This is a genomic window from Sphingomonas sp. NCPPB 2930 (assembly GCF_042867205.1).
Classification (GTDB): Bacteria; Pseudomonadota; Alphaproteobacteria; order Sphingomonadales; family Sphingomonadaceae; genus Sphingomonas.
Map to the genome: position 1 here is coordinate 38,190 of NZ_JBHZQU010000017.1, position 25,992 is coordinate 64,181.

General features: G+C 68.1%; 16 protein-coding genes. 7 read left to right on the forward strand and 9 right to left on the reverse strand.

Going from position 1 to position 25,992, the window contains the following annotated elements:
* Window positions 1–18 precede the first annotated feature (18 nt).
* Both ACFX59_RS15840 and ACFX59_RS15845 read right to left on the reverse strand, forming a co-directional pair.
* Complete coding sequence (locus ACFX59_RS15840) at window positions 19–702, reverse strand: Fe2+-dependent dioxygenase (protein WP_387433569.1); 684 nt, start codon at window positions 700–702, stop codon at window positions 19–21.
* Between the two features lie 19 nt (window positions 703–721).
* Complete coding sequence (locus ACFX59_RS15845; protein ID WP_387433572.1) at window positions 722–3,109, reverse strand: TonB-dependent receptor; 2,388 nt, start codon at window positions 3,107–3,109, stop codon at window positions 722–724.
* Between the two features lie 210 nt (window positions 3,110–3,319).
* On the opposite strand from ACFX59_RS15845, the gene ACFX59_RS15850 reads away from it, so the two are divergent.
* From ACFX59_RS15850 to ACFX59_RS15860, 3 genes are all read left to right on the forward strand, one after another.
* Window positions 3,320–4,615 carry an HD-GYP domain-containing protein gene (locus tag ACFX59_RS15850; protein WP_387433575.1) on the forward strand — a complete coding sequence of 432 codons (1,296 nt, stop codon included), beginning with the start codon at window positions 3,320–3,322 and terminating at the stop codon, window positions 4,613–4,615.
* A gap of 67 nt (window positions 4,616–4,682) precedes the next feature.
* Window positions 4,683–6,296: an NAD(P)/FAD-dependent oxidoreductase gene (locus ACFX59_RS15855; RefSeq protein ID WP_309690794.1), complete on the forward strand. Its 1,614-nt coding sequence runs from the start codon at window positions 4,683–4,685 to the stop codon at window positions 6,294–6,296.
* Window positions 6,293–6,676: a reverse transcriptase-like protein gene (locus tag ACFX59_RS15860; protein WP_387433578.1), complete on the forward strand. Its 384-nt coding sequence runs from the start codon at window positions 6,293–6,295 to the stop codon at window positions 6,674–6,676. The genes ACFX59_RS15855 and ACFX59_RS15860 overlap by 4 nt, the downstream gene beginning before the upstream one ends.
* Window positions 6,677–6,696: 20 nt before the next feature.
* On the opposite strand, the gene ACFX59_RS15865 is transcribed toward ACFX59_RS15860, so the two are convergent.
* Both ACFX59_RS15865 and ACFX59_RS15870 read right to left on the reverse strand, forming a co-directional pair.
* Entirely contained in the window at window positions 6,697–8,289 is a 1,593-nt protein-coding gene (locus tag ACFX59_RS15865) for a glycoside hydrolase family 43 protein (protein WP_387433581.1), read from the reverse strand.
* Entirely contained in the window at window positions 8,286–9,527 is a 1,242-nt protein-coding gene (locus tag ACFX59_RS15870; protein ID WP_309700367.1) for an MFS transporter, read from the reverse strand. Before ACFX59_RS15870 ends, ACFX59_RS15865 begins: the two co-directional genes overlap by 4 nt.
* 134 nt (window positions 9,528–9,661) lie before the next feature.
* Between ACFX59_RS15870 and ACFX59_RS15875 the strand changes: the two genes are divergently transcribed.
* Entirely contained in the window at window positions 9,662–10,696 is a 1,035-nt protein-coding gene (locus ACFX59_RS15875; protein ID WP_387433584.1) for a LacI family DNA-binding transcriptional regulator, read from the forward strand.
* A gap of 144 nt (window positions 10,697–10,840) precedes the next feature.
* Here the strand turns inward: ACFX59_RS15875 and ACFX59_RS15880 are convergent, their stop codons facing one another.
* Both ACFX59_RS15880 and ACFX59_RS15885 read right to left on the reverse strand, forming a co-directional pair.
* The gene (locus ACFX59_RS15880; protein ID WP_309700362.1) at window positions 10,841–11,842 is read right to left on the reverse strand and encodes a glycoside hydrolase family 43 protein; all 1,002 of its coding nucleotides are present in this window, start codon (window positions 11,840–11,842) and stop codon (window positions 10,841–10,843) included.
* A 12-nt stretch (window positions 11,843–11,854) separates the two neighbouring features.
* Window positions 11,855–14,845 (reverse strand): TonB-dependent receptor plug domain-containing protein, encoded by a 2,991-nt coding sequence (locus tag ACFX59_RS15885; protein WP_387433617.1) that lies wholly within the window; start codon window positions 14,843–14,845, stop codon window positions 11,855–11,857.
* Between the two features lie 341 nt (window positions 14,846–15,186).
* Here ACFX59_RS15885 and ACFX59_RS15890 point away from each other — a divergent pair, with 341 nt between their 5' ends.
* Entirely contained in the window at window positions 15,187–16,815 is a 1,629-nt protein-coding gene (locus ACFX59_RS15890; protein ID WP_387433587.1) for an alpha-L-fucosidase, read from the forward strand.
* A 134-nt stretch (window positions 16,816–16,949) separates the two neighbouring features.
* On the opposite strand, the gene ACFX59_RS15895 is transcribed toward ACFX59_RS15890, so the two are convergent.
* The 3 genes from ACFX59_RS15895 to ACFX59_RS15905 all read right to left on the reverse strand — a co-directional run bounded on the left by ACFX59_RS15895 (window position 16,950) and on the right by ACFX59_RS15905 (window position 20,777).
* Window positions 16,950–17,111 (reverse strand): hypothetical protein, encoded by a 162-nt coding sequence (locus tag ACFX59_RS15895; protein WP_307101372.1) that lies wholly within the window; start codon window positions 17,109–17,111, stop codon window positions 16,950–16,952.
* Between the two features lie 92 nt (window positions 17,112–17,203).
* On the reverse strand, window positions 17,204–18,481 hold the full coding sequence (locus ACFX59_RS15900) for an MFS transporter (RefSeq protein WP_387433589.1): 1,278 nt from the start codon (window positions 18,479–18,481) through the stop codon (window positions 17,204–17,206).
* 4 nt (window positions 18,482–18,485) lie between these two features.
* A complete protein-coding gene (locus ACFX59_RS15905) occupies window positions 18,486–20,777 on the reverse strand; it encodes a glycoside hydrolase family 3 C-terminal domain-containing protein (RefSeq protein WP_387433591.1) in 2,292 nt (763 codons plus the stop codon).
* Window positions 20,778–21,053: 276 nt separating this feature from the next.
* Here ACFX59_RS15905 and ACFX59_RS15910 point away from each other — a divergent pair, with 276 nt between their 5' ends.
* Entirely contained in the window at window positions 21,054–23,339 is a 2,286-nt protein-coding gene (locus ACFX59_RS15910; protein ID WP_387433593.1) for a TonB-dependent receptor, read from the forward strand.
* 178 nt (window positions 23,340–23,517) lie between these two features.
* Complete coding sequence (locus tag ACFX59_RS15915; protein ID WP_387433619.1) at window positions 23,518–25,896, forward strand: TonB-dependent receptor plug domain-containing protein; 2,379 nt, start codon at window positions 23,518–23,520, stop codon at window positions 25,894–25,896.
* The last annotated feature ends 96 nt before the right edge of the window (window positions 25,897–25,992 follow it).

Here is a 25,992-nt window from a genome sequence, read left to right on the forward strand (position 1 = left end):
CGGACCGGGGCGATCCGCTCAGGCGTCGGCCCAGCGGCGCAGCAGATTGTGATAGACGCCGGTCAGCTCGACCACCGAGCGGTCCCCCTGCCCCTTCTCCGCCCCGACCCGCTGGATCGCGCGGTCGAGGTCGAACAGGATGCGCCGCTCGCCATCGTCGCGGACCATCGACTGGACCCACAGGAACGACGCGACGCGGCACCCGCGCGTCACCGGCTCGACCCGGTGGAGGCTGGAGGCGGGGTAGAGCACCGCATCGCCCGCGCCCAGCTTCACCCGCTGTTCGCCGAACAGATCCTCGACCACCAGTTCGCCACCGTCATAGGCGGCGGGGTCTTCGAGGAAGAGCGTCAGCGACAGGTCGCTGCGCATGCGGAAGTCGCTGCCGCGCTTCAGACGGACCGCATTGTCGACATGCACGTCGAACGCCTGCCCCCCGGCATAGCGGTTGAACAGCGGCGGATAGACCTTCAGCGGCAGCGCCGCCGCCACGAACAGCGGCGAGCGGCCCAGCGCGTCGAGGACCATCCGCCCCGCCTGGGTGGCGGCGGCGGAGTCCTCTGGCAGTTGCGCGTTGCGCTTGGCGAGCGCGGCCTGCGGGCCGGAGGTGGCGTTGCCGTCCGCCCATTCCCCCGCATCGACGATCGCGCGGACCTGCGCCACACCGGCGGGATCGAGGACGTTGGGGATGGCGATCAGCATGACGGCAACGCTAGTCCGTTCAGAAGTTGGTGAACAGGCTGAGCGTGGCCTGCCGCCGATCGCCGGGCACCGCCCAGCCGCCGGTGACGACGCCGGTCGTCGCGTTCACATTGTTGCGCACGCCGGTCACATATTTCTCGTCGGTGAAGTTCTGGACGTTGAGCTGGAGCGTCCAGCGTTCGGCCAGCGTATAGGCCAGGAAGGCGCGGTGGATCAGATAATCCTCCGCCCGGTACTGGGTGCGATTGGCCGCGACCGGCGCATTGGTCGCGAAGTCGCCCTGATAGGTCAGGCCATAACCGACCTCCAGTCCGAAGGGCAGCTTGTAGGTGGTGAACAGGCTGCCCGAATGCTTGGGCGTCTGGATCAGCTGGCTGTTCGCCTGCACATCGGCCACGCCCGCCGCCTTGTCGCGGTTGGAAATGCTCTGCAACACCTTGCCGTCGAGATAGGTATAGTTGGCGAAGATCGTCCAGGCCGGGGTGATCGCCCCCGACAGGCCCAGTGCGACGCCGTCCACCCGGCTGCGCCCGTCCAGCACCTGAAGCCCGGCGGGCAGCGCGGGATCGTTGGAGGGGACGCGGTAATTGGTGCGTTCGTTGCGGAAGACGGCGGCGGTCACCTCCAGATGGCGGTCGAACAGCCCGGCCTTCACCCCCGCTTCGTAATTCTTCGCGGTTTCGGGCGCGACGGCGCACGGATTCGCGGCGGTCGCGGTCGAGGGCACGCCGCAGCCCAGCCGCACGGTCGCGGACGACGGGGTCTTGGCATTGCCATAGCCGGCATAAAGGCTGACATTCTCGACCGGGTGGAACACGCCGCCGACCCGCCAGGAGAATAGCCGCTCGCGGCTGACCTGCGGCTGGGACTGGAGCGCGGTCAGCGCCGTCGTCCCCGGCGGCACCACTGCCAACGGCAGGGCGCGGAAATTCGCCTCCTGATATTCGTACCGGACGCCGCCGTTCAGCTCGAAGAAGCGGTTCAACTCCAGCGTGTCGAAGGCATAAACCGCCAGGTTGCGCGTCTCGCTGCGCGACTGGGCGGTGGTGGTCAGGTTGATCGGCCCCGTATAGTCGGTGTTCGGCGCGGCGATGGCGATGAGCGGCAGCGGCGAGACCGCGCTGCCATTGGCGTTGCGCAGCAGCGAGGCGGTGGTGATGCGGTAATTCTCCAGCGTCCCCGACAGGCCGACATTCAGGACATTGTGAAGGCCGCCCTTGGCCCCCGCCTCGTGCCGCACGTCGAACTGGTCGTACAGCATCTGGTTGCGCTGATCGCGCACATAGCCCCGCGGGCCGGACGGCAGATAATAGCCCGGCGGCACATTGGCGGGACAGGCCGCCCCCACGGTCGCGCCCGGCGTCGCGGTGATCGGTTGCCGCCCGGTCGAGGCGAGGCAGAAGGTCCCCTGTGGCGCGGAGGTGACGCTATATTGCGTGACCTGCTGCCAGCGGGTCAGGTTGCGCAGGCTGAGATGCGCATCGACCTGATGCCGGAAGGTCGCGGTCAGCCGGTCGACGGTGATGTCCTGCCGGTCGAGATTGGCGATCCCGAAATACGCGCTGCGGCTCGCGCCCGGCACGAAGCCGTCGACCAGCCCGTTGTCGAAATAGGGCACGCCGTATACCGGCGTGTTGCGATCCTCCTGATGGACATAGGCCAGCGTCAGGCTGGTCGGGCCGGTCATGCCGATCGTGACCGAGGGCGCAACGCCCCAGCGCTCCATCTTCTCGACGTCGCGGCCGGGTATGTCGTTGTGATGATAGGCCGCGTTCAGCCGCAGCGCGACCAGGTCCGACGCGCGGACATTGCTGTCCACCGCGCCGCGATAATAATTGTCGGTGCCGACCGACCCCTGCATGATCGTCAGCGTCTCGGCCGTGGGCACCTTGGAGACGAGGTTGATCGTGCCGCCGACCGATCCCGATCCGTTGAAGACGCTGTTCGCGCCGTTATAGACCTCGACCTGTTGCAGGTTGAACGGGTCGGTGCGGCTATATTGCGCGCTGTCGCGGACGCCGTCGATCGTGACGTCGTTGCTCGCCGAATAGCCGCGCAGGTTGATCGAGTCGCCATAGCCGCCGCCGCCTTCGCCCGCGCCGAAGGTGATGCCCGGAATCGTCTGGAGCACGTCGCGCAGCGTCTGGAGATTCTGTTTCCGGATCGTCTGCTCGCTGACCACCGTGATCGTCTGCGGCGTGTCGAGCAGGGGGGCGGTCGCCTTGGGGCTTTCCAGCACGGCGGCGCCGGTCGCACGCTGTCCGGTCACGACCACGTCGCGCTGCCCGGTGGCGTCCTGCGCATGGGTCGCGGCGGGATCGGCGCGGCGCGCATTCTCGGCGGCGGCGATCCCCGGTGCGGTCGCCAGAAAGCCCACGCAGGACAAGGCGATGAAGGATTGTGACATGATGATTTCCCCTTTACCCGCGCGCTATTGCTAAAGACTCGCATAGTCAACGCTATTGCAAGTGATTATCGTATCACGAGCCCGTCGGGTCCGGCGCCAGTCTGACCAAATCGGTCGCTCTTTCGGACCGATGCGGCGGGGCCCGCACGTGCGGCCGCACCCCGCCAGACCGCAACCAAGCCTTTACCTGCTCTCGGTTAAGCGCGGTCCATGAGTGACGATGGGGACACGAATCGGTATATCCGGATCCGGGGAGATCAGGCGGAATTGGGCATGTTCGTTCATGCCGTGCACTGTTCCTGGATTCACAACCCGTTCTGGCGGCGCAGCTTTCTGCTGATCAGTCCGCAGGACCGGGCGCTGATTCACGAATCGGTGCCGCAGATCACCATCGACCTGGCCAAGGGGCGCGGGCTGAAGGCGATGGCCATGGCCGACAGCCGCGACCGCGACGATCCCGCCCCGCCCGCCGAGCCCGCCGCCGCCGCCGCGCCCGAGCCGGTCGTCGCGATCCGCCCCCGGCGTCGCAAGCCGCCGACCGAGCTGGAGCGCGCCGCCGCCACCGCCGAACGCGCCATCGCCGCCGTCACCAGGCTGTTCGCCGAGGCCCGGCTGGGCCGCGCCATCCGCACCGCCGACCTGCTGCCCATGGTCGAGGAGATCGCCCATGCGACCAGCCATAACGGCGCCGCGCTGATCGCGGTCACCCGGCTGAAGGACAAGGACCAATATACCTATATCCATTCGGTCGCGGTCGGCACGCTGATGATGGGGCTGGCCCGCCATCTGGGCATGGACGACGAGGATGTCCGCGTCGCCGGGCTGGCCGGGATGCTGCACGACATCGGCAAGATGCAAGTCCCCGCCGAGATCGTCGACAAGCCCGGCCGCCTGACCGGCGAGGAGCTGGCGCAGATCCGGCTTCACCCCGGCCTGGGGCATCGCATGCTGCTCGACCTGGAGGATCTCGACCCGCGCATTCTCGACGTGTGCCTCCACCATCACGAGAAGATGGACGGCACCGGCTATCCCGACGGACTGAAGGGCAAGGAGATCAGCCGCTTCGCCCGGCTGGCGGCGGTGTGCGACGTCTATGACGCGGTCACCTCGATCCGGTCCTACAAGCGCGCCTGGTCGCCGCACGAGGCGCTGGCCCAGATGCTGGAATGGGAGGGGCATTTCGACCCCGCGATGCTGCGCGCCTTCATCGCCTGTCTCGGCATCCAGCCCTTTGGCGCGCTGGTCCGGCTACACTCCAACCGGCTGGGCATCGTGGTGCGCGAGGGCGAGAGCCCGACCACGCCGATCGTGCGCAGCTTCTTCGACGTGCCCGACCAGCAGACCCTGCCCGTCGAGGATGTCGCGACCAGCGGCGACCCGATCATTCGGGCGGAACGCGGCGAATATTGGTTCGGCGAAGGCTGGCCCACCCTGCAGGCCGAAATCATGGCGCAGGTCGCCGTGCCCGAGGCCCCACGCCATCACCTGACCCGCGCCCGGATGTAACGCGCAACCCCTTGGACACGCAAAGCCGGATTGGCGTGTCGGCGGCCGATCCTATATGGCGCGGACCATGATCCGCCTCAGTGAATTGAAACTGCCTCTCCATCATGCGGACGAGGCACTGCCCGCGGCCATTTGCCGCCGGTTGCGCGTGACCCCGCGCGACATGATCCGCTTCACCGTCGCCCGGCGCGGCCATGATGCGCGGGACAAGGGCAATATCCAGCTCGTCTATTCGGTCGACGTGAACCTGAAGAACGAGGCGGCGGTGCTCGAACGCTTTCGTCGCGACCGCGATGTGCAGCGGACCCCCGACACCCGCTATCACCTGCCGGCCGCGCCGCCGCCGGGTGCGAAGCGCCCCGTCGTCATCGGTGCGGGGCCGTGTGGCCTGTTCGCCGCGCTGGTACTGGCGCAGGCGGGATACCGGCCGATCGTGCTGGAACGCGGCAAGGTGGTGCGCGAGCGGACGCAGGACACCTGGGGCCTGTGGCGGCGCAGCGTGCTGAACCCCGAATCCAACGTCCAGTACGGCGAAGGCGGCGCCGGCACCTTTTCGGACGGCAAGCTCTACAGCCGGATCAAGGACCCGCGCCACCTGAACCGCAAGGTGCTGACCGAGTTCGTGAAGGCCGGTGCGCCGCCCGAGATCCTGACCGAGGCGCATCCGCATATCGGCACCTTCCGCCTGGTGACGATGGTCGAGAGCATGCGCGCGACCATCGAGGAGCTGGGCGGCGAATATCGCTTCTCCACCCGCGTCGACGGGCTGGACATCGAGACCGACGGATCGGGCGAGCGGCGGGTGCGCGGGCTGCATCTGAATGGCGGCGGCTATCTGGAGGCGGATCACGTCGTCCTGGCGATCGGGCACAGCGCGCGCGACAGCTTCGCGATGCTCCAGGCGGCGGGTGTCCATGTCGAGGCCAAGCCCTTTTCGATCGGCGTGCGCATCGAGCATCCGCAGGGCTGGATCGACCGCGCGCGCTTCGGCCACCAGGCGGGGCATCCGATCCTGGGCGCGGCCGAATATCACATCTCGCACCACTGCAAGAACGGGCGCACCGTCTACAGCTTCTGCATGTGCCCCGGCGGCACGGTGGTCGCTGCGACCAGCGAAGAAGGGCGCGTCGCGACCAACGGGATGAGCCAATATTCGCGCAACGAGCGCAACGCCAATTCGGGCTTCGTCGTCGCGATCGATCCGGAGCGCGACTTTCCCGGCGATCCGCTGGCGGGCCTCGCGCTGCAACGCCATTGGGAAGAGCGCGCCTATGTCGCTGGCGGGTCCAACTACAAGGCGCCCGCGCAGCGGGTGGGCGACTTTCTGGCGGGGCGGCCCTCGACCAGCCTGGGATCGGTCACGCCTTCCTATCGCCCCGGCGTCACCCCGACCGACCTGTCGCAATGCCTGCCCGACTTCGTGGTCGAGGCGATGCGCGAGGCGATTCCGGTCTTCGGCCGCCAGATCGCGGGCTATGACCATCCCGACGTGGTGATGACCGGCGTCGAGACGCGCACCTCCTCCCCCGTCCGCTTCACGCGCGGCGAGGACGGGCACAGCCTGAACACGCGCGGGCTGTTCCCGGCGGGCGAGGGCGCGGGCTATGCGGGCGGCATCCTGTCGGCGGCGGTCGACGGCATCAAGACGGCCGAGGCGGTCGCGCGCAGCATCGCGGCGTGAAGATCTTCTTCGATGGCGGGCTGCGCCCCACCGGCCTGGAATGGGCGGTGGTGATGGGCGGCCATGCCCATGTCGCGCGCATGGCCGGACCGGGCGACAGCATGGACGCCGAATGGCTGGCGCTGATCGCCGCGACCCGGCTGGCCCATGATGCGGGGCTGGCCGACGTGCTGCTGCTGGGCGACTCGCTCGCGGTCATCGGGCAGGCCAGCGGACGCGTCCGGGTTCCGCCCGCCTATCGCGCGCATCACCGGCTCTGGTCCGACCTGCCGCGCCCGCCGGGTCGCTTCCGGCTTCGCCACATAAGGCGGACCCAGAATCTGGCGGGCATCGCGCTCGCCAAACCCTGGCTCTACCCGCAGGCGCAGCGCGGCGGCTGACCCGCCCGGCCTGTTTGCCGTCATTCGTGCGGTTCGGGATCGTCCACATAGCGGAACCAGCGGAAATCCGCATGGTGCCCGGTGCCCGCCATATCCTGGCAGGCCATGCCGACAAAGGTGCCGGTGAAATTGGGCAGCCCCTGCAACGTGGCCTCGTCCGACAACAGGCTGGCGTCGAACGCTTCGGGAAGCCATTGCCACGCGCACGCCCCCTCGGCCCGGAAGGCGAAGCGCAGCCGCTCATGATCGACCGCGACGCGCAGCTCGACCGGCCCCTCGGGCGCGGGGATCGGCGCGCTCAGTACGCTGCGCCCCTCGCCGACCGGCAGGACCGACAGGACCTGCACCTGCCGCCGCCCCGCATCGTCGGCGGTCAGGTGGAGGTAGAGATATTTGCTGCTGTTGTAATAACAGACCAGCCCCGCCGCCTGCTGGAAATGCTCAGGGATGAAGTCGACCAGAGTCTGCGCGTCATAGCGGAAGGCGGTCTGGCGGCGCGCGACCAGCGACTGGGTGAAATGGCTGCCGATCGTCTCGCGCCCGTACAGGCGCAGATGGCCCGGCCGTGCGGTCAGGCTGAACAGATGGTCGGGATCGGGCGTGCGCAGCCATTGGAAGGCGGCGGGCAGATCGGGCGAGTCGAACGCGTCATGCGCCTCGATCCGTTCGGGGGCATCGACCACCGGCGGCTCCTCGGCACAGCGCAGCCAGCCGTCCGCGCCCCAGGCCATGCGCCGGATCGCCGTCTCGCGCCCCATCACGCAGCGGTCGCTCTCCGGCAGCGGGCGGCCGCAGAGATAGGCCATCCACGTCTCCCCCTCGGGCGTGTCGACCAGATCGCCGTGGCCGGTGCGCTGGAGCGGGGCGTCGGGCCTGTCGCGCATGGTCAGGACGGGGCCGTCGGGATGCGTCTCATAGGGGCCGAACAGGTCGCGCGACCGGGCCATCACCACGGCATGGCCGCGCTCGGTCCCCCCCTCGGCGACGAGCAGATGATACCAGCCGCCCCGCTTGTAGAGGTGCGGCCCCTCGGTGAAGCCGAGCGATGTCCCCTCGAAGATGACGCGCCGTTCGCCGATCAGGCGGCCGGTGGCCAGGTCCATTTGCTGCACCACGATACCCGCGAAGCGCTTGCGGTCGGGGCGATGGTCCCACAGCATGTTGAGCAGCCAACTGCGCCCGTCATCGTCATGGAACAGCGCGGGGTCGAAGCCGCTGCTGTTCAGATGGACCGCGTCCGTCCAGTCGCCGTCGATCCGCTCGCTCGATACCCAGTAATTGTGGAAATCGCGCAGCGACGCGCCCTTCGCGCCGTCGATGGTGGTGCGGCCATAGCGCTTCACATCGGTGAAGATCAGGTGGAAGCGCCCGTCCTTGTAACTGAGATCGGGGGCCCATACGCCGCAGCCATCGGGATTGCCGCGCATGTCGAGCTGGCCCGCGCGCACCAGCGGCCGGGCGACCAGCGTCCAGTTCGCCAGATCGCGGCTGTGATGGATCTGGACGCCCGGATACCATTCGAAGGTCGAGGTCGCGATATAATAGTCCTCGCCCACCCGGACGATCGACGGATCGGGGTTGAAGCCGCGCAGGATGGGATTGATCGGGGTCATGCGGGTTTGCGCACCAAGGTCCAGAGGAGAGCCGCACCCGCCAGATCGAGCAGGCCGAGCAGGATGAAAAAGGGTTGATAACCGACCTGATCGACCAGCGAGCCGAGCGTCAGGGTGAAGAGCAGCACGCCCAGATTGGCCGCCGTCCCCGAAACGCCGGTCGCGGTCGCCACCTGATCCTGCGGGAACAGGTCGGAGCATAGGGTGATGACCGTCACCGACAGCGTCTGGTGCGCGAAACCGCCCAGGCACAGAAGCGCGACGGCGGCGACCGGGCTGGTCACGCTGCCCACGAACATCATGCCCGTCATCAGCACCGCACCCAGCGTAAAGGCCCCGCGCCGCGCGTCGATCAGATTGATCCCGCGCCGCTGGAGAAAGGCGACGACGGCCGGCCCGAACAGGCACCCCAGATCGGCGGCCAGGAAGGGTAGCCAGGCGAACAGCGCGATCTGGGTCAGGTCGAAATGCCGCGCCTGCACCAGATAGAGCGGCATCCATAGCGACAGCATTCCCCAGACCGGATCGGCCAGGAACCGCGCCGCCGCGATCGCCCAGAGGTTGCGACGGCCAAGCAATTCGCGCAGCGGCGGGCGGCGGCGCTTCCTGGCGAGCGCGGCCTCCTGCCCCTCGACGATCAGCGTGCGCTCGCGCGGCGACAGCATTCGGTGCCGGGCGGGCGGCGCATACCAGAGCAGCCAGGCGACGACCCAGAGCAGCCCCAGCCCGCCCGCCACGAAAAAGGCCGCGCGCCAGCTATGATGAAAGACCGCCCAGGCGACGAGCGGCGGGGCGAACACCGCGCCGAACGACGCGCCGATCTGATAGAGGCCGCCCGCCAGCCCGCGCTCGCGCGCCGGAAACCACTCGGCGACGAGCTTCATGCCCGCGGGCTGCGCCGATCCCTCGACCAGCCCCAAGGCGCCGCGAAGCCCGGCGAACCCCATCCAGCCGCTCGCAAAGCCATGCCCGATGGTGATGCACGACCAGACCGCGACGAACAGGGTGAAGCCGATCTTCAACCCGATCAGGTCGAGCAGATAGCCCGCCACCGGCTGGAACATGATGCCGAACTGGAACGCGCCGGTGATCCAGGAATATTGCTGCGCCGAGATATGCTGCTCGGTCATGATCGCGGGCGCGGCGACGCCCAGGATGCTGCGCGTCAGATAGTTGATGACCATCGCACCGACGAACAGCGCGATGATCGTCCAGCGGATATAGGGAAATCGCGTCACGCCGCGCCTTTCGATTGTATCGGGATTTTCGCCGACGGGACGCATCCCCGGCATTGACCTTCCCCCTTACGGCAAGGCACGGCGGTGGCCGACGACCGGGGCGACAGGCCCCGCGACGACAGGATATTGGGCTTTTGACGCGTACCCGACAGCGCCCGCGCGGCGTGACGATCATCGATGTGGCCAAGGCGTCGGGCGTGTCGCCGATGACCGTGTCGCGCGTCATCAACGGCGATGCGGGGGTGCGCGACGAGGTGCGCGCGCATGTCCGCGAGATGATCGCCAAGCTGAACTACACCCCCAATCTGATGGCGCGCAGCCTGGTGACGGCGCGCGAGATCCGGATCGGCGTGATCTATTCCAACCCCAGCGCGGCGTTCATGAGCGAGCTGCTGGTCGGCGTGTTCGAGGACGCCTCGACCCGCGCGGCGCAGCTGTTCCTGCTGAAGGGCGAAAACGGCAAGCCGCCGTCGCGCGCGGCGATCGAGGGGCTGATCGCGCAGCGGATCGCGGGCGTGCTGCTGGCGCCGCCGCTGGGCGAGTCGGCGGCGGTGCGCGAGATCCTGCGCGAGGCGGGGCTGCCCGTCGCGGTGATCGGCGGCGTCGCGCCCGATGCGGTGTGCGTGGGCATCGACAATAATCACGCCGCCTATGACATGACCCGGCATCTGATCGGGCTGGGCCACCGGCGGCTGGGCTTCGTGCTGGGCAATCCCGACCAGTCGGCCAGCATCGCGCGGCTTGCGGGCTTTCGGGCGGCGGTCGAGGAAGCGGGCGGGATCGAGACCCAGGTGGTGCAGGGCGATTACAGCTATGCCTCGGGCCTGGTCGCGGGCGAGGCGCTGCTGGACGGTGCGACGCCGCCGACCGCGATCTTCGCCAGCAATGACGACATGGCCGCCGCGATCGTCTCGGTCGCGCATCGGCGGCATCTGGACGTGCCCGGCGACCTGACCGTGGCGGGCTTCGACGACAGCATCGCCGCGACGACGCTCTGGCCGCCGCTGACCACCGTCCACCAGCCGGTCCGCGCGCTGGCGGAGGCGGCGCTCCAGATGCTGATCCAGGAGATTCGCGGCGGCGCGCCGAGGGCCGACGGAGAGCCGCGCGTCACGATCCTCGACCACCGGCTGGTCGAACGCGACTCCACCGCCGCACCGCGTCCTTGAAGTTTGTGCCCCACCCCGGCGAAAGCCGGGGTCCAGTCGCTGTGACGCTGGTGGAGCAGCCGATCGCACGGGCGACCATTTCAGACGCATGGCAACTGGACCCCGGCCTTCGCCGGGGTGGAGCGGAGGAAGCGGACTCACCCCCTACCGCCCCGGAGCCGTGACGCCGGCTTCGGTCTGGACCACCGGCTTCATCGTCCCGTCGGGATTGTAGTAAAGCCGCTCGACCGTCACCGCGCGGCGGCCGATCGATCCGCTCTGGTCGCCGATCGCCAGCGTGGCGTTGTGGAGGAAGAGGTAGGACTTGCCCTTGAAGTCGGCGATGCCGGGATGGATGGTGAAGCTGTACTTGCCCGATCCGGTCAGCAGCCCGCGATAGGTCCATGGCCCCTTGGGCGACGGCGCGGTGGCATAGGACACATGCTCGTCCCGCTGCGTCGTGCGGTCGAGCGAGGCATAGGTCAGGTAATAGAGCTTGCCGCGCTTGTGCAGCCAGGGCCCCTCCTCGAAATGCGGCGGCGTGATCTCGGTGATCGGGCCGTCGATCTCGATCATGTTGGGCTTCAGCTTCGCGATATAGCATTGCCGGTTGCCCCAGGCGATCCAGGTCGTCCCGTCATCGTCGGTCATCACGGTCGGGTCGATATCTTCCCAGCTATGCGTGCCCTTGGGCGTCATCTCGTTGGTGATCAGCGCGGAACCCTTGGCATCGACGAACGGGCCGGTGGGCTTGTCCGACACGGCGACCGCGATCGCCTTGCCCGGATGGGTGTCGTCATGCTCGACCGCAGCATAGAACCAGTATTTGCCGTTTTTGTAGATCGTCTGGCTGGCCCAGGCGTCCTTCTTGGCCCATTTGAAATCGCGCACGTTCATGATCGGCCCATGCGGCGTCCAGTGGCGCATGTCGGTGGTCGAATAGACCAGCCATTCCTTCATGTTGAACATCTCGTCCCGCTGCGCCTCGTCATGCCCGACATAGAGGTACAGCCGGTCGCCGACGACCAGCGGCGCGGGGTCGGCGGTGAAGCGGTCCCGGATGATCGGGTTGCTCCCCGGACGCTCCCGCGACGGCTCGGGCATGGACAGGGCGCTGCCCGGCAGGGCGAGCAGCAGGCACGACGCGATGATCCGCGACAGGGTCATGGCCTGTTTCCTTTAGAAGCTGAACCGCACGCCCGCGCGGAACACCCGCCCGAGAACGTCGTACAGCGCGGGATTGACGAAATAGGGCGAACGGGCCGGATCGCGGTTGAACACATTGTCGACCTTGAAATAGGCGGTGACCGCCGGGGTCACGTTATAGGTGCCGCCCACGTCGAAATAAAAGGCGCCGGGGATGAAGTTGGTGTCGATCGTCGGCCGGTTGGCGGTCGAGGCGGGGCAGCCGGTGGTGCACTCGATATACTGGTTGCCCAGCTTGCCGTCGCTGAACCAGCGTTCCTGCAGCAGCAGCGACCAGTCGTCGGTGGCATAGGTCTGCACCGCCAGCCATTTCCACTTGGGCGTGTTGCCGATGTTCACCCCCGCCGTGTCGTTGGGGATGGTGCCGGGCAGGCCGGTATCGGTGATGAACCGACGGATATTGGTTGCCAGCGCGCGCAGCGTCAGGCTGCCCGGCAGGCCCAGCGGACGCTGCCAGCGATAGCTCGCCTCGATATCGAAACCGTCGGTCAGGATCGATGCCAGGTTGAACGACTGGACGTTGATGAAATTGGGACCGTTGGGGTTGTTCAGGTTGAACACGCCGCACGTCTCCGGCGCGATGTTCAGGAAGCACAGGTTGACGATGTCCTGCGCGCCCAGGCTGGAGATGACGTCGGTGATCTTGATCTTGTAATAGTCGACCGACAGGCTGAGCCCCGGAATCGCCGCCGAGTTGGAGAAGGCAATGCCTAGCGTGGTGTTGCGCGCGATCTCGGGCGTCAGGTTGACGTTGCCGATGGTGTTCTGGAGCGCCAGCACGTTGACGTTGCGGAAGGGATCGAAAAAGCCCGGCAGCGTCGTCGTGACCGGCGCGGCGAACAGTTCCGACAAATTGGGGGCGCGCACGTCGCGCGAGGTCACGCCGCGGATGCGCAGGCCGTCGACCGGCAGGTCCCAGGTGCCGCCGATCTTCCACGCCCAGACGGTGCCCGAGGTGCTATAGTCGGTGACGCGCACCGCGCCGTTGATATTGGCCCGGCCGCCCGCATCCGAATTGATGATCGGCAGATCGGCCTCGAGGAACGCCTCCTTGACGCTATAGGCGCCGTTGCCGTTCTTGTAATTGCCCGCATACCAGTTGTTGCCGTCCGCCAGCAGCACCGGGTCGGCCGGATAGGCGCCGTTGGCCGGGCTGTTCGCGAAGCCCGCGCCGTACGGATCGGCGCGCACGCGGTAGAATTCGTGGCGGAACTCGCCGCCGAACGCCACCGACACCGGCCCCGCCCAGGACGAGAAGGGCGAGCCCGAGAAGTTGAGGCTGATCACGTCCTGGGTCTGGCGCGTCCGCTGATAGGCGCCGTTCTGCGGGATGATATAGCTGAGCGCCTCCGCCGAGGGATTGCCGCCGAAGATGTTGAGCGGCTGGCACCCATTGGCCCGCGCGGTGGCATCGGCGCAGACGATCGCGCCGTTCAGCGTGATGGCGTTGATCGCCTGGTTGAACCGGCGCGACAGCATGATGTTGCTGACATCGACATCGGTATAGTTGGTGCCGTGCTCGTAATAGATGTCGTAGGACCAGTCGGACCCGGCGACCGCCTCGCGCCCCTTGGCGCCCGCGACGAAGCGATATTGGCGACGATCGGTATAGACCTGGCTGTTGCCCAGCGCGGCGTTGCTGGTGCCGTACTGGAAATTGGTGATGCCCGCCGTGGTGCAGGCCGCCTTGATCGCCGCCGGGACATAGGGATTGGCGCACTCGATCGTCAGGTTCGGGCGGTTCATGCCGCCGACTGGCTGGTTGTTGGTCTTCACCTGGCCGATATTGACCGTGCCATAGATCTCGCCGTTGGGCGCGAAGTCATAGCCGATACGGCCATAGCTGTTCACCCGCTGGATCTTCGACTGGAGCGAGCGGCCCGCATCGACATTGCCCGACAGGTCGCCGCCCAGGCAGAAGCCGGGGAGACAGCCGCGGACATTGCCCGCCGCGTCGCGCGCGGGCACCCCGCCCGAGCCGTACTGGAACTGGAAGGGATTGCCCGCCTGGTCGAAGGCGATGCCCTGGAGCGGCCCGGCGGTGATCAGGCCGTATTTGGTGTAGTTATAGGGCTGGGCATAGTCGCGGAACAGATATTGCGGCGTCCCGTCGTTCAGGACGTTGCGGTTGATCAGCGTCGACTGGCGGAACCAGTCGCGCCCGCCCGCCAGCGCGGTGCCGAACTCGCCGCCGCCGACGCCGTCCTCATGCGCATATTCGGTGCTGGCGATCAGGTGCAGGCGGTCGTTCAACAGGCTGGTGCCGCCCGCCAGCTGGACCAGCACCTGCTGGTCGTCGCCATAGGTGGTCAGGCCGCCCTGGACATTGCCCTTGATCCCCTTGAACCGGGTATCGGTGATGAAGTTGACGACGCCGCCGACCGCGTCCGAACCATAGGAGGCCGAGGCGCCGCCATTGACCACATCGACCCGCTTGATCAGCAGCTGCGGGAACAGGCTGATATCGGGTACGCCGGTGACGTTGGCGCCGACGACGCGCTGCCCGTCGAGCAGGGTCAGGGTACGGATCGCCCCCACGCCGCGCAACGAAAAGGAGCTGAGCCCCTGCTGCCCGCTCGACGTGCTGAAGGTGTTGACCGAGGTGCCGGTCGATCCCTGGAGCGAGGGCAGCTGCGCGACCGTGGTGAAGATGTTGGGCTGCGCATTCTGCTGGATCTGCTGCTCGCCGATCACCGTGGTCGGGGTCGGCGCGGTGAAGCCGCCGGTGGTGATGCGCGAGCCGGTGACGATGATGTCGCGGGTCTGGGCTTCGCCGGCATCAGCGGGCGGCGAGGCCACATCGGCCTGCCCTGCCTGATCGCCCTGCCCCGGCTGGACCGTCGCGCCATCCTGCGCCGGCGCGGTCTGGCCCTGGGCCGGCATGGCGATACACAGGGCCAGAACCGCCAGGCTGGCCGGTCCGATGCCGCTCTTGCCCGAACGGCGGGCGCGCGTTCCCGTCATCATCGTCTCCACTCCCTATCTCGTTCCGTTATATCTGGTAACGTTACCAGCATCACTCTTCGCTTTTTTGCTGTCTGTCAACTGTCCGACATTCGGGGATAATCCCGCTTCGGCCCGGTCCAAGGCAGCGGCAGGGACGGACCGCCCCGCTTGTGCGCCCGATCGCATGCGATCATCCGGCCGGGAGCGCGGCGCGTTTCGGTGGGAGAGCCGCGCGATACCGCGCCGTGCCGGACCGCAACGCCTGCGCCTTGCGCCATGCAAGCCCATGGACGCGCGTGCTTTTGTCAGGCAAGTTCGCGGTTCCGCACCTGTGCCTCAGCCTCCAAGGGGAAAAAACGATGCAGATCGGCCGCCGATCGTTCCTGTCCGCCATGGGAGGCATCGGGGGATCCGCGCTGCTTCCCGGTCGCGCCGGGGCCGCGACGTCCCAGGCGTTTCGGCCCGACTGGTCCTCGCTGGTCGCGGGCTATCGGGCGCCCGACTGGTTCCGCGATGCCAAGTTCGGCTTTTGGGCGCATTGGTCGGCGCAGTGCGTGCCCGAGGCGGGCGACTGGTATGCGCGCGAAATGTATCTGCAGGGCACCCGCGCCTATCGGCATCACCTGGCGCATTACGGCCACCCGGCCGATATCGGCTTCATGCAGATGTATCCGCGCTGGACCGCCGCGAACTGGGACCCGGCGCGGCTGCTCGACCTCTATCAGCGGTCGGGCGCGCGCTATTTCATGGCGCTGGCCAATCACCACGACAATTTCGATTCCTATGCATCCAGCCACCATCCCTGGAATGCGACGCGCTTCGGCCCTAAGCGCGACATCGTCGGCACCTGGGCGAAGCTGGCGCGCGAGCGGGGGCTGCGCTTCGGCGTGTCCAACCATTCGGGGCATGCCTGGCACTGGTATCAGCCCGCCTATGGCTATGATCCCGAAGGCCCGCGCGCCGGGCAACGCTATGACGCGGCGCGGCTGACCCGGGCGGACGGGCGCGGGCAATGGTGGGACGGGCTGGACCCGCAACAGCTCTATACCGGCCCGACGATGAAGATGCCCGACGGCTTCCGCTCGATCGCCGAGGCCGATGCGTGGCACGAGAAGAACGACCGGGTCTGGGACGAAAAGCCGCCCGCCGCCAACCCGGCCTTTGTCCGCCAGTGGCGGCTGCGCTGTCGCGAGCTGGTCGACCTCTATCAGCCCGACCTCCTGTATTTCGACAATTTCACGCTGCCGCTGGGCCAGGCGGGGCTCGATATGGCCGCCTATATGTACAACAGCTCGATGCAGCGGAACGGCGGCCGCAACGAGGCGGTGGTGACCGCCAAGAACACGCCGCCGGAGCGGCTTGCGGGGATCGTCGACGATGTCGAGCGCGGCGCGCACCAGTCGATCCAGCCCTATCCCTTCCAGACCGAGACCTGCATCGGCAACTGGCATTACGACCGCGACCTCTATGCGCGCGACGGGTACAAGACGCCGCGCAAGATCATCCACACGCTGTGCGACGTCATCGCCAAGAACGGCAATATGATGGTGTCGGTGCCGATGCGCGGCGACGGCACGATCGACGAGAAGGAAGAGGCGATCGTCGAGCGGATCGGCGCGTGGATGCGCCGCTATGGCGATGCGATCTACGCCACCCGCCCCTGGCGCCTGCTGGGCGAGGGCCCCACCGCGTCGAAGGGCGGCCAGTTCAACGAAGGCGGGCAGGACTCGCATTATACCCCGCGCGACGTGCGCTATGTGCGCAAGGGGGCGGCGGTCCATGGCTTCACGCTGGGCTGGCCCGAGGACGATGTCGCGCGCTTCCCCGTGCTCGCGCGGACCGGATCGGTGCAGCGGGTGACGATTCCCGGCGATCCGGCGCCGCTGCCCTTCCGCCGCACCGTCGAGGCGCTGGAGGTCGACCTACCCCCCGCGCTGCGCAACGATATCGGCGTCGCCTTGGTGATCGAGGGGCCGGGGCTGGTGTAATTCCGCCGCAGCTCATCGATTCCTTGGCGCTTTTTAAACCGCCTGACGGTAAGGGGAGCGCGAGGTCGGGCTTCCGCACGGTCCTCGACGCCCCGTTCTGGCTTGTGTCACTACGGATAGGACGGGGCGTCTCCTCAGGTCAGCGAGGATTTCCGCTTCGGGGCATCCTCCCCCTCGGTGCTGGCCTGCCCCTTGTCGAGCGTATCGCTGGGGCGGCGGGCATCGCCGTCGCGCTGATGCTCGGTCGACAGATTGGGGCGCGCGGTTTCGGTCGTCGGCTTGATGGCATCGTCCATGGTCGCTCTCCTTTTCGGGGGCAATGCCCCGCCGGGGGCCGACGTTCCCCTGCGCCCCCGCCATTCGCCCCGCTTGCGACGCGGTCTGGCGCCTACTCCCAGGTCCGCACCCCCAGGATCGCCAATCCCCCGAGGCCGGTCATCAGCGCCAGCACCACCATGACGGTGGTGAAATCCTGCGGCGTGGCGAACGTCCAGGTCAGCGAGGCGCCGATGATCGAGGGCACGGTGTTGGTCAGGTTGAACAGCCCCAGGTCGCGCCCCCGGTGGCGGGGATCGGGCAGCAGTTGCAGGATCAGCCCGGCATGGAGCGCGACGAACACCGAAGAGCCGGTCGTGTAGACGACGAAGGCGACCGCCGCGATCCGCCAGTCGGCGCCGATTCCCCGCATCCCGATCCAGGCCATGACGACCAACCCCGCCGTCGCGACCAGCGCGGCCACCAGCAGGATGCCCTTTCGCCGCCGGGTCCGGTCGGCCAGCGGCCCCAGGATCAGCGCGATCGGCAGGGGCGCGAGGAAGGCGATGGTGAAGAGCTGCCCGATCCAGCGCGGCAGCGCCGCCCACTGTGCGACCGGCAGGATCGCCTCGAAATAATAGAGGAGATAGACCTGGGTGACGATGGCGGCGACCTGGATCGACAGCCGCGACAGCCCCGCGACGACCAGATCGCGACGCGGCGGCAACGGGCCCGACGCGCCCTTGGCCTCGACCGGCACCATGATCCGCGCGCGCGTCAGCATCAGCGGCAGGATGAGGATCAGGCTCATGCCCAGCAGCACCGCCATCCGGCCATGCTCGCCCAGCATCGTCGAACCGACCAGCAGCGTCGACAGGGCCGAGGCCGCCGGACTGCCCAGCGCGAGCAGCCCGCCCGCCGTGCCGCGCTGGTCGTCAGGTATCTCCTCGGCCATGATCGCCATCATCGGCGCGAGCAGCGCGTTGACCGCCAGCTGGAAGGCCAGGATCGCCGCGATCAGCGCCGCCGGGGTGGTGGCGAGCGCGAACCCGCCATAGCTGGCGGCAATCGCCACGATCCCCATGCCCATCCACACTCGCCTGCCATGGCCGGCGCGCTGGGTCCGGTCGCTCAGCCAGCCGAACAGGATATTGGCCAGGCTCGCCGCCACCGCGCCGCAGATCGCGATCAGCGACAACAGGCCGATCCGCCCCGCGCCGTCGATCGCCTCCACCTTGATCGGCAGCAGCAGGGTCAGCAGCGGCAGATAGGCGATCACCCCGCCCGCATTGGCCAGCGCGAAGAGGCCCAGCGGCAAGGGGCGGTGCGAGGATGGGTGGGCGGACGGGATGGCGCGCGCGGACATGGCCGCCGCACCCTGTCCCCGATCGCGCCGCCGGAGATCGGCCATCCGCTCAGGGCTTCATCGTCTGCGCCTCGACGGTCGTGCTGGTCACGATCGCGCGGTCGGCGGCATCATGCGACAGCGCCACCCTGTAGCGCCCACCCCTGATCCGCCAGCCGGGCAGGCCGGTATCATAATCCGCGACGATGCGCGGCTCGGCGGTCAGGGTGATGCGCCGGGTCTCGCCGGGCTTCAGCGCGACCCGCTGGAACGCGGCCAGCCGCATAGCGTCCCCGCTGCCGTCGCGCGCGACATAGATTTGCGGGACGTCCGACCCGGCGCGCTGGCCGGTGTTCACCACGTCGAAGGTCACGCTGATCGTCCGCCCGCCGGTGACGACCGGGTTGCGATAGGCGAAGCTGGTATAGCTGAGCCCGTGGCCGAAGGGGAAAAGCGGCTTCAGCCCCTTTTTCTCGTACCAGCGATAGCCGACATCGGCGCCCTCGACATATTCGACCGGAAAGCTCTGGAGCGTGATCCCGCCCGCCGCCGCCGGATTGGCCGCCGCCGCCGCTTCGACCTCGCTCAGCTTGTCCAGCCCGACGGGGCGTGGGCGCGGCGGTTGCGAGGCATCGGCGGGGAAGGTGATCGGCAGGCGGCCCGAGGGGTCGACCCGCCCGGTCAGGATCGCGGCCAGCGCCTCGCCGCCGCGCTGGCCGGGATACCAGGCCTGGACGACTGCGGGGACCTTGGCGATCCAGGGCATCAGCACCGGGCCGCCGGTCTCCATCACCGCCACCGTGCGCGGCTGGACGGCGGCGATCGCGGCGATCAGCGCGTCCTGCTGGTTGGGCAGGCGCAGGTCGGGCACGTCGTCGGCCTCGGTCGTCCACTGGGTGGCGAAGAAGATCGCCATGTCCGCATTCTTGGCCGCCGCCACCGTCGCGTTCAGGTTGCGCCCGTCCTGCCATTCGATCTGGACGCCGGGCAGCGCCTTGCGCAGCGCGTTGAGCGGCGAGGAGGCGTGATAGGTGATCCGCGCGAACGAGGCCGAGCCGCCATAGGCGAGCGGGATCTCGACCGGCGCGCCGCCGACCGAACGGACCTGCGACGATCCGCCGCCCGACAGCACGCCGACATCGGCATTGCCGCCGATGACCACGATCCGCTTCGCGGTACGGGCGATGGGCAGAAGGTTGCCGTCATTCTTGAGGAGGACGATCCCCGCCTCCGCCGCGCGCTGCGCCACCTCGGCATGGGCGGCATAATCGGGGGTCACCGCCCGCGCGGGCACGGGGGCGTCATAGGCGCCGGTTTCGATCAGCCCGGTCAGATAGCGCACGACCATGTCGTCCAGCCGCGCCTCGCTGACCTGCCCCTTGGCCACCGCCTCGGCCAGCGGCGCACCGAAATAGACCGCCTTGTCGAGTTCCTCGCCCGATTCCTGGTCCAGCCCGGCATTGGCCGCCTTCGCGGTCGAATGCACCGCGCCCCAGTCGCTCATCACCCAGCCGGGATAGGCCCAGTCGCGCTTCAGCACATCGGTCAGCAGGTGGCGGTTCTCGCACGACCAGTCGCCATTGACCTTGTTATAGGCGCACATCACAGATCCGGGCCGGCCCTTCTCGATCGCGATCTGGAAGGCGAGCAGGTCGCTCATCCGCAACGCCGCCTCGCCGATCCGCGCGTCGAGCACGGCGCGGCCGGTCTCCTGCGCGTTCAGTGCATAATGCTTGATCGTCGAGACGATGCGGTTCGACTGGACCCCCGCGATATGCGCGCCGCCCAGCGTCCCCGCGAGCAGCGGGTCTTCGCCCAGATATTCGAAGTTGCGGCCGTTCCACGGATCGCGGGTCAGGTTTACGCCGCCCGCCAGAAGCACGTTGAACCGCTTGTCGCGCGCCTCCGCACCGATCATCGCGCCGCCCGCGCGGGCGATGGCGGGATCGAAGCTGGCGGCGGTGGCAAGGCCGGAGGGGAGCGCGGTGGCGACATCGCCGACCCGCTGCTCGACCTGGTTGGCGACGCCCAGCGACGCGTCGCTTTCGCGCACCACCGGCACGCCCAACCGGGGGATGCCGTCGATATGCCCGGCCGAGGGGATCAGTTCCTCGCGCGTCTTGCCCGCCGCCATGGTGGGGAACAGGCCATGGACCAGCAGGATCTTCTCCGCACGGGTCATCTGCGCGACGATCCGGTCGGCACGAGCGCGGGCCGCAGCGGCGGAGGGCGCGGTCGCCTTCGCGGCCGGCTGTGCGCGGTTTTGCGTCCGGGTCTGCGCCGCGCCTGGCGCGCTCATGCCCGTCGCGGCCAGCGCGATCATCGCCAGCCCGCTCGCCATCATGCCCTTCGTCACCGTCATCCTCCCAGTATCGCTTGCTTTGCACCTTCTCTGTTGCATCCATGCCATCCTGTCCAGCGGGCGTTCACAACCCTTCGGATTCAACGACTAACCCCTCCGGACACCCATCCGCCCCTGCCCGAACGAGCGTGCCCGGGAGCCCGACGGACAGGGCGGGGGTCTGTCCGATCGACCATCGCCACGGTCACCGCGCCGACTACCCCATTGTGATAATGAGATTGACTCGCATAATCACGATGATTAGCGCGCGAGCGTAACGAAATGGGGGATAAGACGATGATGGTTCGATCGGTGCTGGCCGTGCTTCTTGGCTCGGCCGCGACGCCGCTGTTCGCGCAGGTGGCACCGCCGCCGCAGCCCGATGCGACGGTGCAGGACAGCAGCAACGACATCGTCGTGCTGGGGGAAAAGGCCGGTCGCACCCTGCAGGAAACCCCCGCCAGCGTCGCCGTCACCACCGCCGAGACGATCCGGAACCAGAATCTGCTCGACGTCTATGACGTGCTCCAGCGCACGCCCAACGTCTCGATCGGCGCCGACCGGACCAGCTTCACGATCCGCGGCATCGACGCCTTCAACGTCTCGGGCGCGGGCGACGGGGCGCTGGCCAGCGTCTATGTCGACGGCGCGGTGCTGCCCCGTGCGGCGCTGAACACCGGGCCGCTCGACCTTTACGACATTGCCCAGGTGGAGGTGTTTCGCGGGCCGCAATCGACCGTGCAGGGGCGCAATGCGCTGGCGGGTGCGGTGATCGTGCGCACCACCGACCCCGGTTACGAATGGAGCGGCCAGGCGCGCGTGATGCTGACCGGCCCCGATGGCCAGCGGCGCGCAGGCGCGGCGATCGGCGGCCCGCTGCTCGGCGACCAGATCGCCTTCCGGCTGGCGGGCGAGGTCGCCCGGACCGACGGGCTGGTCCACAACACCACGCTCCACCGCGACGCCGATGCCCGCCAGTCGGAGACGCTGCGGGCCAAGCTGCTGGTCACCCCCGACGCGCTCCCCGGACTGCGGGTGGTCGCGACCTATCTGCACGATCGCCATGTGCGCGGCGTCTATGCCTATGAGTTCGACGCCCCCTACAAGCCCACCGACCGCATCGTCACCGAGGACGTCGCCACCGATACCCGCGTGGTCAGCGATATCGCCACGCTGGAGGCGCATTATGCGCTGGGCGGCGGGTTCGACCTGACCTCGGTCACCAACTATTCCGACGTCCGCGCCCATTATGTCGCCGATCCCGATCGCAACGCGACCCCCGGCCAGCTCAGCCTGACCCGCGATCCCGCCAAGACGGTGCAGCAGGAATTGCGGCTGGGAATCGACCTGCCCTGGGTCCAGGGGCTGATCGGCGCCTATTATCTGCGCGAGGACAATCGCGACTATCTGTTCGAGGCGACGCAGGACCTGAACCTGACCCGGCTGGGCGTCGACCGACAGTTGCTGGCGCTCGGCCTGTCGCAGCCGGTCGTGAACACGGTGCTGGGCCTGTATGGCGGCGTCGTTCCGATCCGCAACCGCCTGACCCAGCCGCGACTGACCCGCAACCTGGCAGGGTTCACCGACCTGACCTTCCCGCTGACCGCGCGGCTGAAACTGCGCGCCGGGCTGCGCTACGACAATGAGCGGCAGCAGCGCGGCGCCACCCAGTCGGTCGTGCTCAACGGCACGCTGCCCGATCCGGCGCGGCTGCCCGTGCCCGCGCTGGCACCAATCGTCACCCGGCTGAACGCCCTGCTGGTCGCCACCGCCGCCGGGGCGACCAGTGTCGAGCCGATCCGGACCATCACCTATGACGCCTGGCTGCCCAAGCTGGGACTGAGCTGGGACGTCGCGGCCAATATCGGGCTGAGCGCGACGGTGCAGCGCGGCTATCGCGCCGGCGGGGCGGGCATCAACCAGCAGCGCGGTCAGGCCTTCACCTACGCCCCCGAATATACCTGGAACTATGAAGTCGCGCTGCGATCCGACTGGTTCGACCGCAAGCTCAGTTTCAATGCCAATGCCTATTATATCGACTGGCGCGACCAGCAGGTGGCGGTGCGGCTGACCCCCGGCGCGGTGTTCGACACCCAGGTCGTCAATGCGGGCAAGTCGCGGCTCTACGGCTTCGAGGCGGAGCTGCGCGGGCGGCCGACCCGCACGCTCGACCTGTATGTCGGGGTCGGGCACAGCCGGTCGAAGTTCCTCGACTTCACCGTTCCGGTCGGCACGCTCGGACGATCGGCCAGCGGCAACGAATTCGCCAACGCGCCGCACTGGACCGCCTCCGCCGGGGGGACGTGGCACGACGATAGCGGGCTGTTCGCCAATGTGAACGCGACCTACCACGATGCCTTCTACCAGGACACGGTGAACCAGAGCGTGCGCGACATCCGCCCGCTGACGCTGGTGAATGCCAAGCTGGGGTGGCGAAACCAGCATTTCGGCGCCTATCTGATCGCCAGCAACATCTTCGACCGACAGCAGCCGACGTCCTTCTACACCGATTTCGACGGCCGCGTGCGGGGCACCCTGTCCAATCCCCGCATCCTGGGGTTGAGTTTCGAGGGGCGGTTCTGACGCCCTTCCCTATCGGTCAACCGCCTCTTGTGCAGCGCACAGATTTTCTCCGCCGATCAATCGGACGCATGCGCGCATATAGCCTGCTTCAGGGACAGGGCTGCACAAGGGAGATCGACGCGTGCATCAGCTTCGCAAGGCCGCATTGGCGGGGACATTTTTGGCGAGCCTGACGGCGATGCCGGTCTGGGCGCAGCAGGCCACCCCCGGCCAGCCGTCCGAACCGGCGCAGAGCGCGCCCACCGGTGGCGACGCGGCGACGACCGCCAGCGAGGGCAATGACATCATCGTCACCGGCACGCGCGTCGAGGGGCGCACCCGGCTGGACAGCATTTCGCCGGTCGACGTGCTCAGCGCGTCGAGCCTTCAGCGGCAGGGGACGACCGAACTAGGTGCGGCGCTGTCGGCGGTCGCGCCCTCGATCGACTTTCCGCGTCCCTCCGCCAATGACGGCACCGACTCGATCCGCCCGGCAACGCTGCGCGGCCTGTCGCCCGACCAGACTTTGGTCCTGATCAACGGCATTCGCGGCCACACCTCGGCGCTGCTCAACACCAACGGCACGGTCGGGCGCGGATCGGCGGCGGTCGATCTCAACACCATCCCGACGGTCGCGCTCGACCGGATCGAGGTGCTGCGCGACGGCGCCTCGGCGCAATATGGCTCGGACGCGATCGCGGGCGTGGTCAACCTCCGGCTGCGCCAGGCCCGGTCGGGCGGCGGCGCACAGGTCAATTACGGTTTCTACGACACCCAGGTCGATACCGCGCGCGGCAGCCGCCACGTCACCGGCGAACATGCCGTCACCGCCTCGCTGTGGCAGGGGATCGGCTTTGGCGAGGACGGCTTCATCACCGTCTCGGGCGAGTATCTGAACCGCCAGCCGACGAACCGCGCCGATTTCGACCCGCGCGTCACCCCGACCCGGATCACCGGCCGCTATGGCGACCCGGCGGTCGAGCAATATACCGGCTTCATCAATGCGGGCACCTCGCTGACCGACACATGGAGCCTGTATGGCTGGGTCGGCTATCAGGACCGCGACTCGCGCAGCGCCGCCTTCCCCCGGCTGGCGAGCGCCGCGACCCGGACGGCGGGCTATCCCGACGGCTTCCTGCCGATCATCAACACCAAGTCGCAGGACCTGAATTCGGCGGCGGGCCTCAAGGGCCAGCTGGCCGGGTTCGATGTCGACCTGTCGTTCAGCTATGGCCGCAACAAGATCGCCTTCCGCACGCTCAATTCGGCCAATTACGCCTATGGCGCGGCGACCCCGCGCAATTTCGACGATGGCGCGCTGATCTATGACCAATATGTCGCCGGGCTGGACGTGACGCGCAAGTTTGACGTCTTCCAGTCGCTGAACCTGGCCTTCGGGCTGGAGGGCCGGCGCGAGGGTTACAAGATCGTCGCGGGCGAGCTGGCCTCCTATGGCTATCCGACCAGCGGCGCGGTGGCGGGTGCCTCGCCCGGCGCACAGGGCTTTGGCGGCTTCTCGCCGCGCAACGAGACCAAGCGCAGCCGCCGCAACGTCAGCGCCTATGTCGATGTCGAGGCGCAGGTGACCGACAAGTTCCTGCTGGGCCTGGCGGGCCGGTTCGAGGATTATTCGGACTTCGGCAGCACGGCCAACGGCAAGATCTCGGCGCGCTACGACGTGGCCGACTGGCTCGCCTTCCGCGCCACCGCCTCGACCGGATTCCGCGCGCCGTCGCTGCAACAGCAATATTTCACCCAGATCGCCTCGGTCGTGACCAATGGCGTGCCGATCCTGACCGGCACCTTCCCCTCGGTCTCCTCGGTCGGCGCGGCGCTGGGCGGACTGTCGCTGGAGCCGGAAAAGTCGACCAACCTGTCGGCGGGCACGGTGATCCGGTTCGGCGGGTTCGACCTGACGATCGACGCCTATCGCATCAAGCTGCGCAACCAGCTGGGCCTGTCGGAGAATATCCAGGCGACGTTCAGCCCGCAGGTCGCCGCGCTGCTCGCGCCGTTCAACGTGTCGGCGGCGCGCTTCTTCATCAACGGGCTGGCCTCGACCACGCAGGGGATCGACGCGGTCGCGCATTATCGCTGGCGCACGACGCAGGCGGGGGTGTTCGACTTCACCGTCGCGGGCAACATCAACGATGTCGACGTGACCCGCGTGCCGACCTCGACCGCGGTGCTGAACCCCGCGCCGACGCTGTTCGCGCGCAGCCGCATCCTGACGCTGGAACAGGGCACCCCGCGCCAGAAGGTGACGGGCAGCATCGACTGGTCGCTCGACCGGCTGGGCGCGCTGGCGCGCGTGACCTATTACGGAAACGTGATCCAGCCGGGCACCACCGCCGCCGCCGACGTGCCGGTCGGACGCCGCGCGATCACCGATCTGGAGCTGCGCTACACCGCCAATCGCGGCGTGCAGCTGGGCCTGGGCGTCAGCAACCTGTTCGACGTCTATCCGGAGCGCCAGATCGCGGCGAACAACTCGACCGGCGTGCTGGGCTTCCCCTATTACTCGCCCTTCGGGTTCAACGGCCGTTACCTCTATGCCCGTGCGGGCGTGAACTGGTGAGGACGAGCGGGGCGGCGCATCCGCGCGGCCCCGCTGGCCGGATCGCGGAATTCGTCGCTTGCGACCATGATCGCGAGCACCCCCGCTAGCCTTATC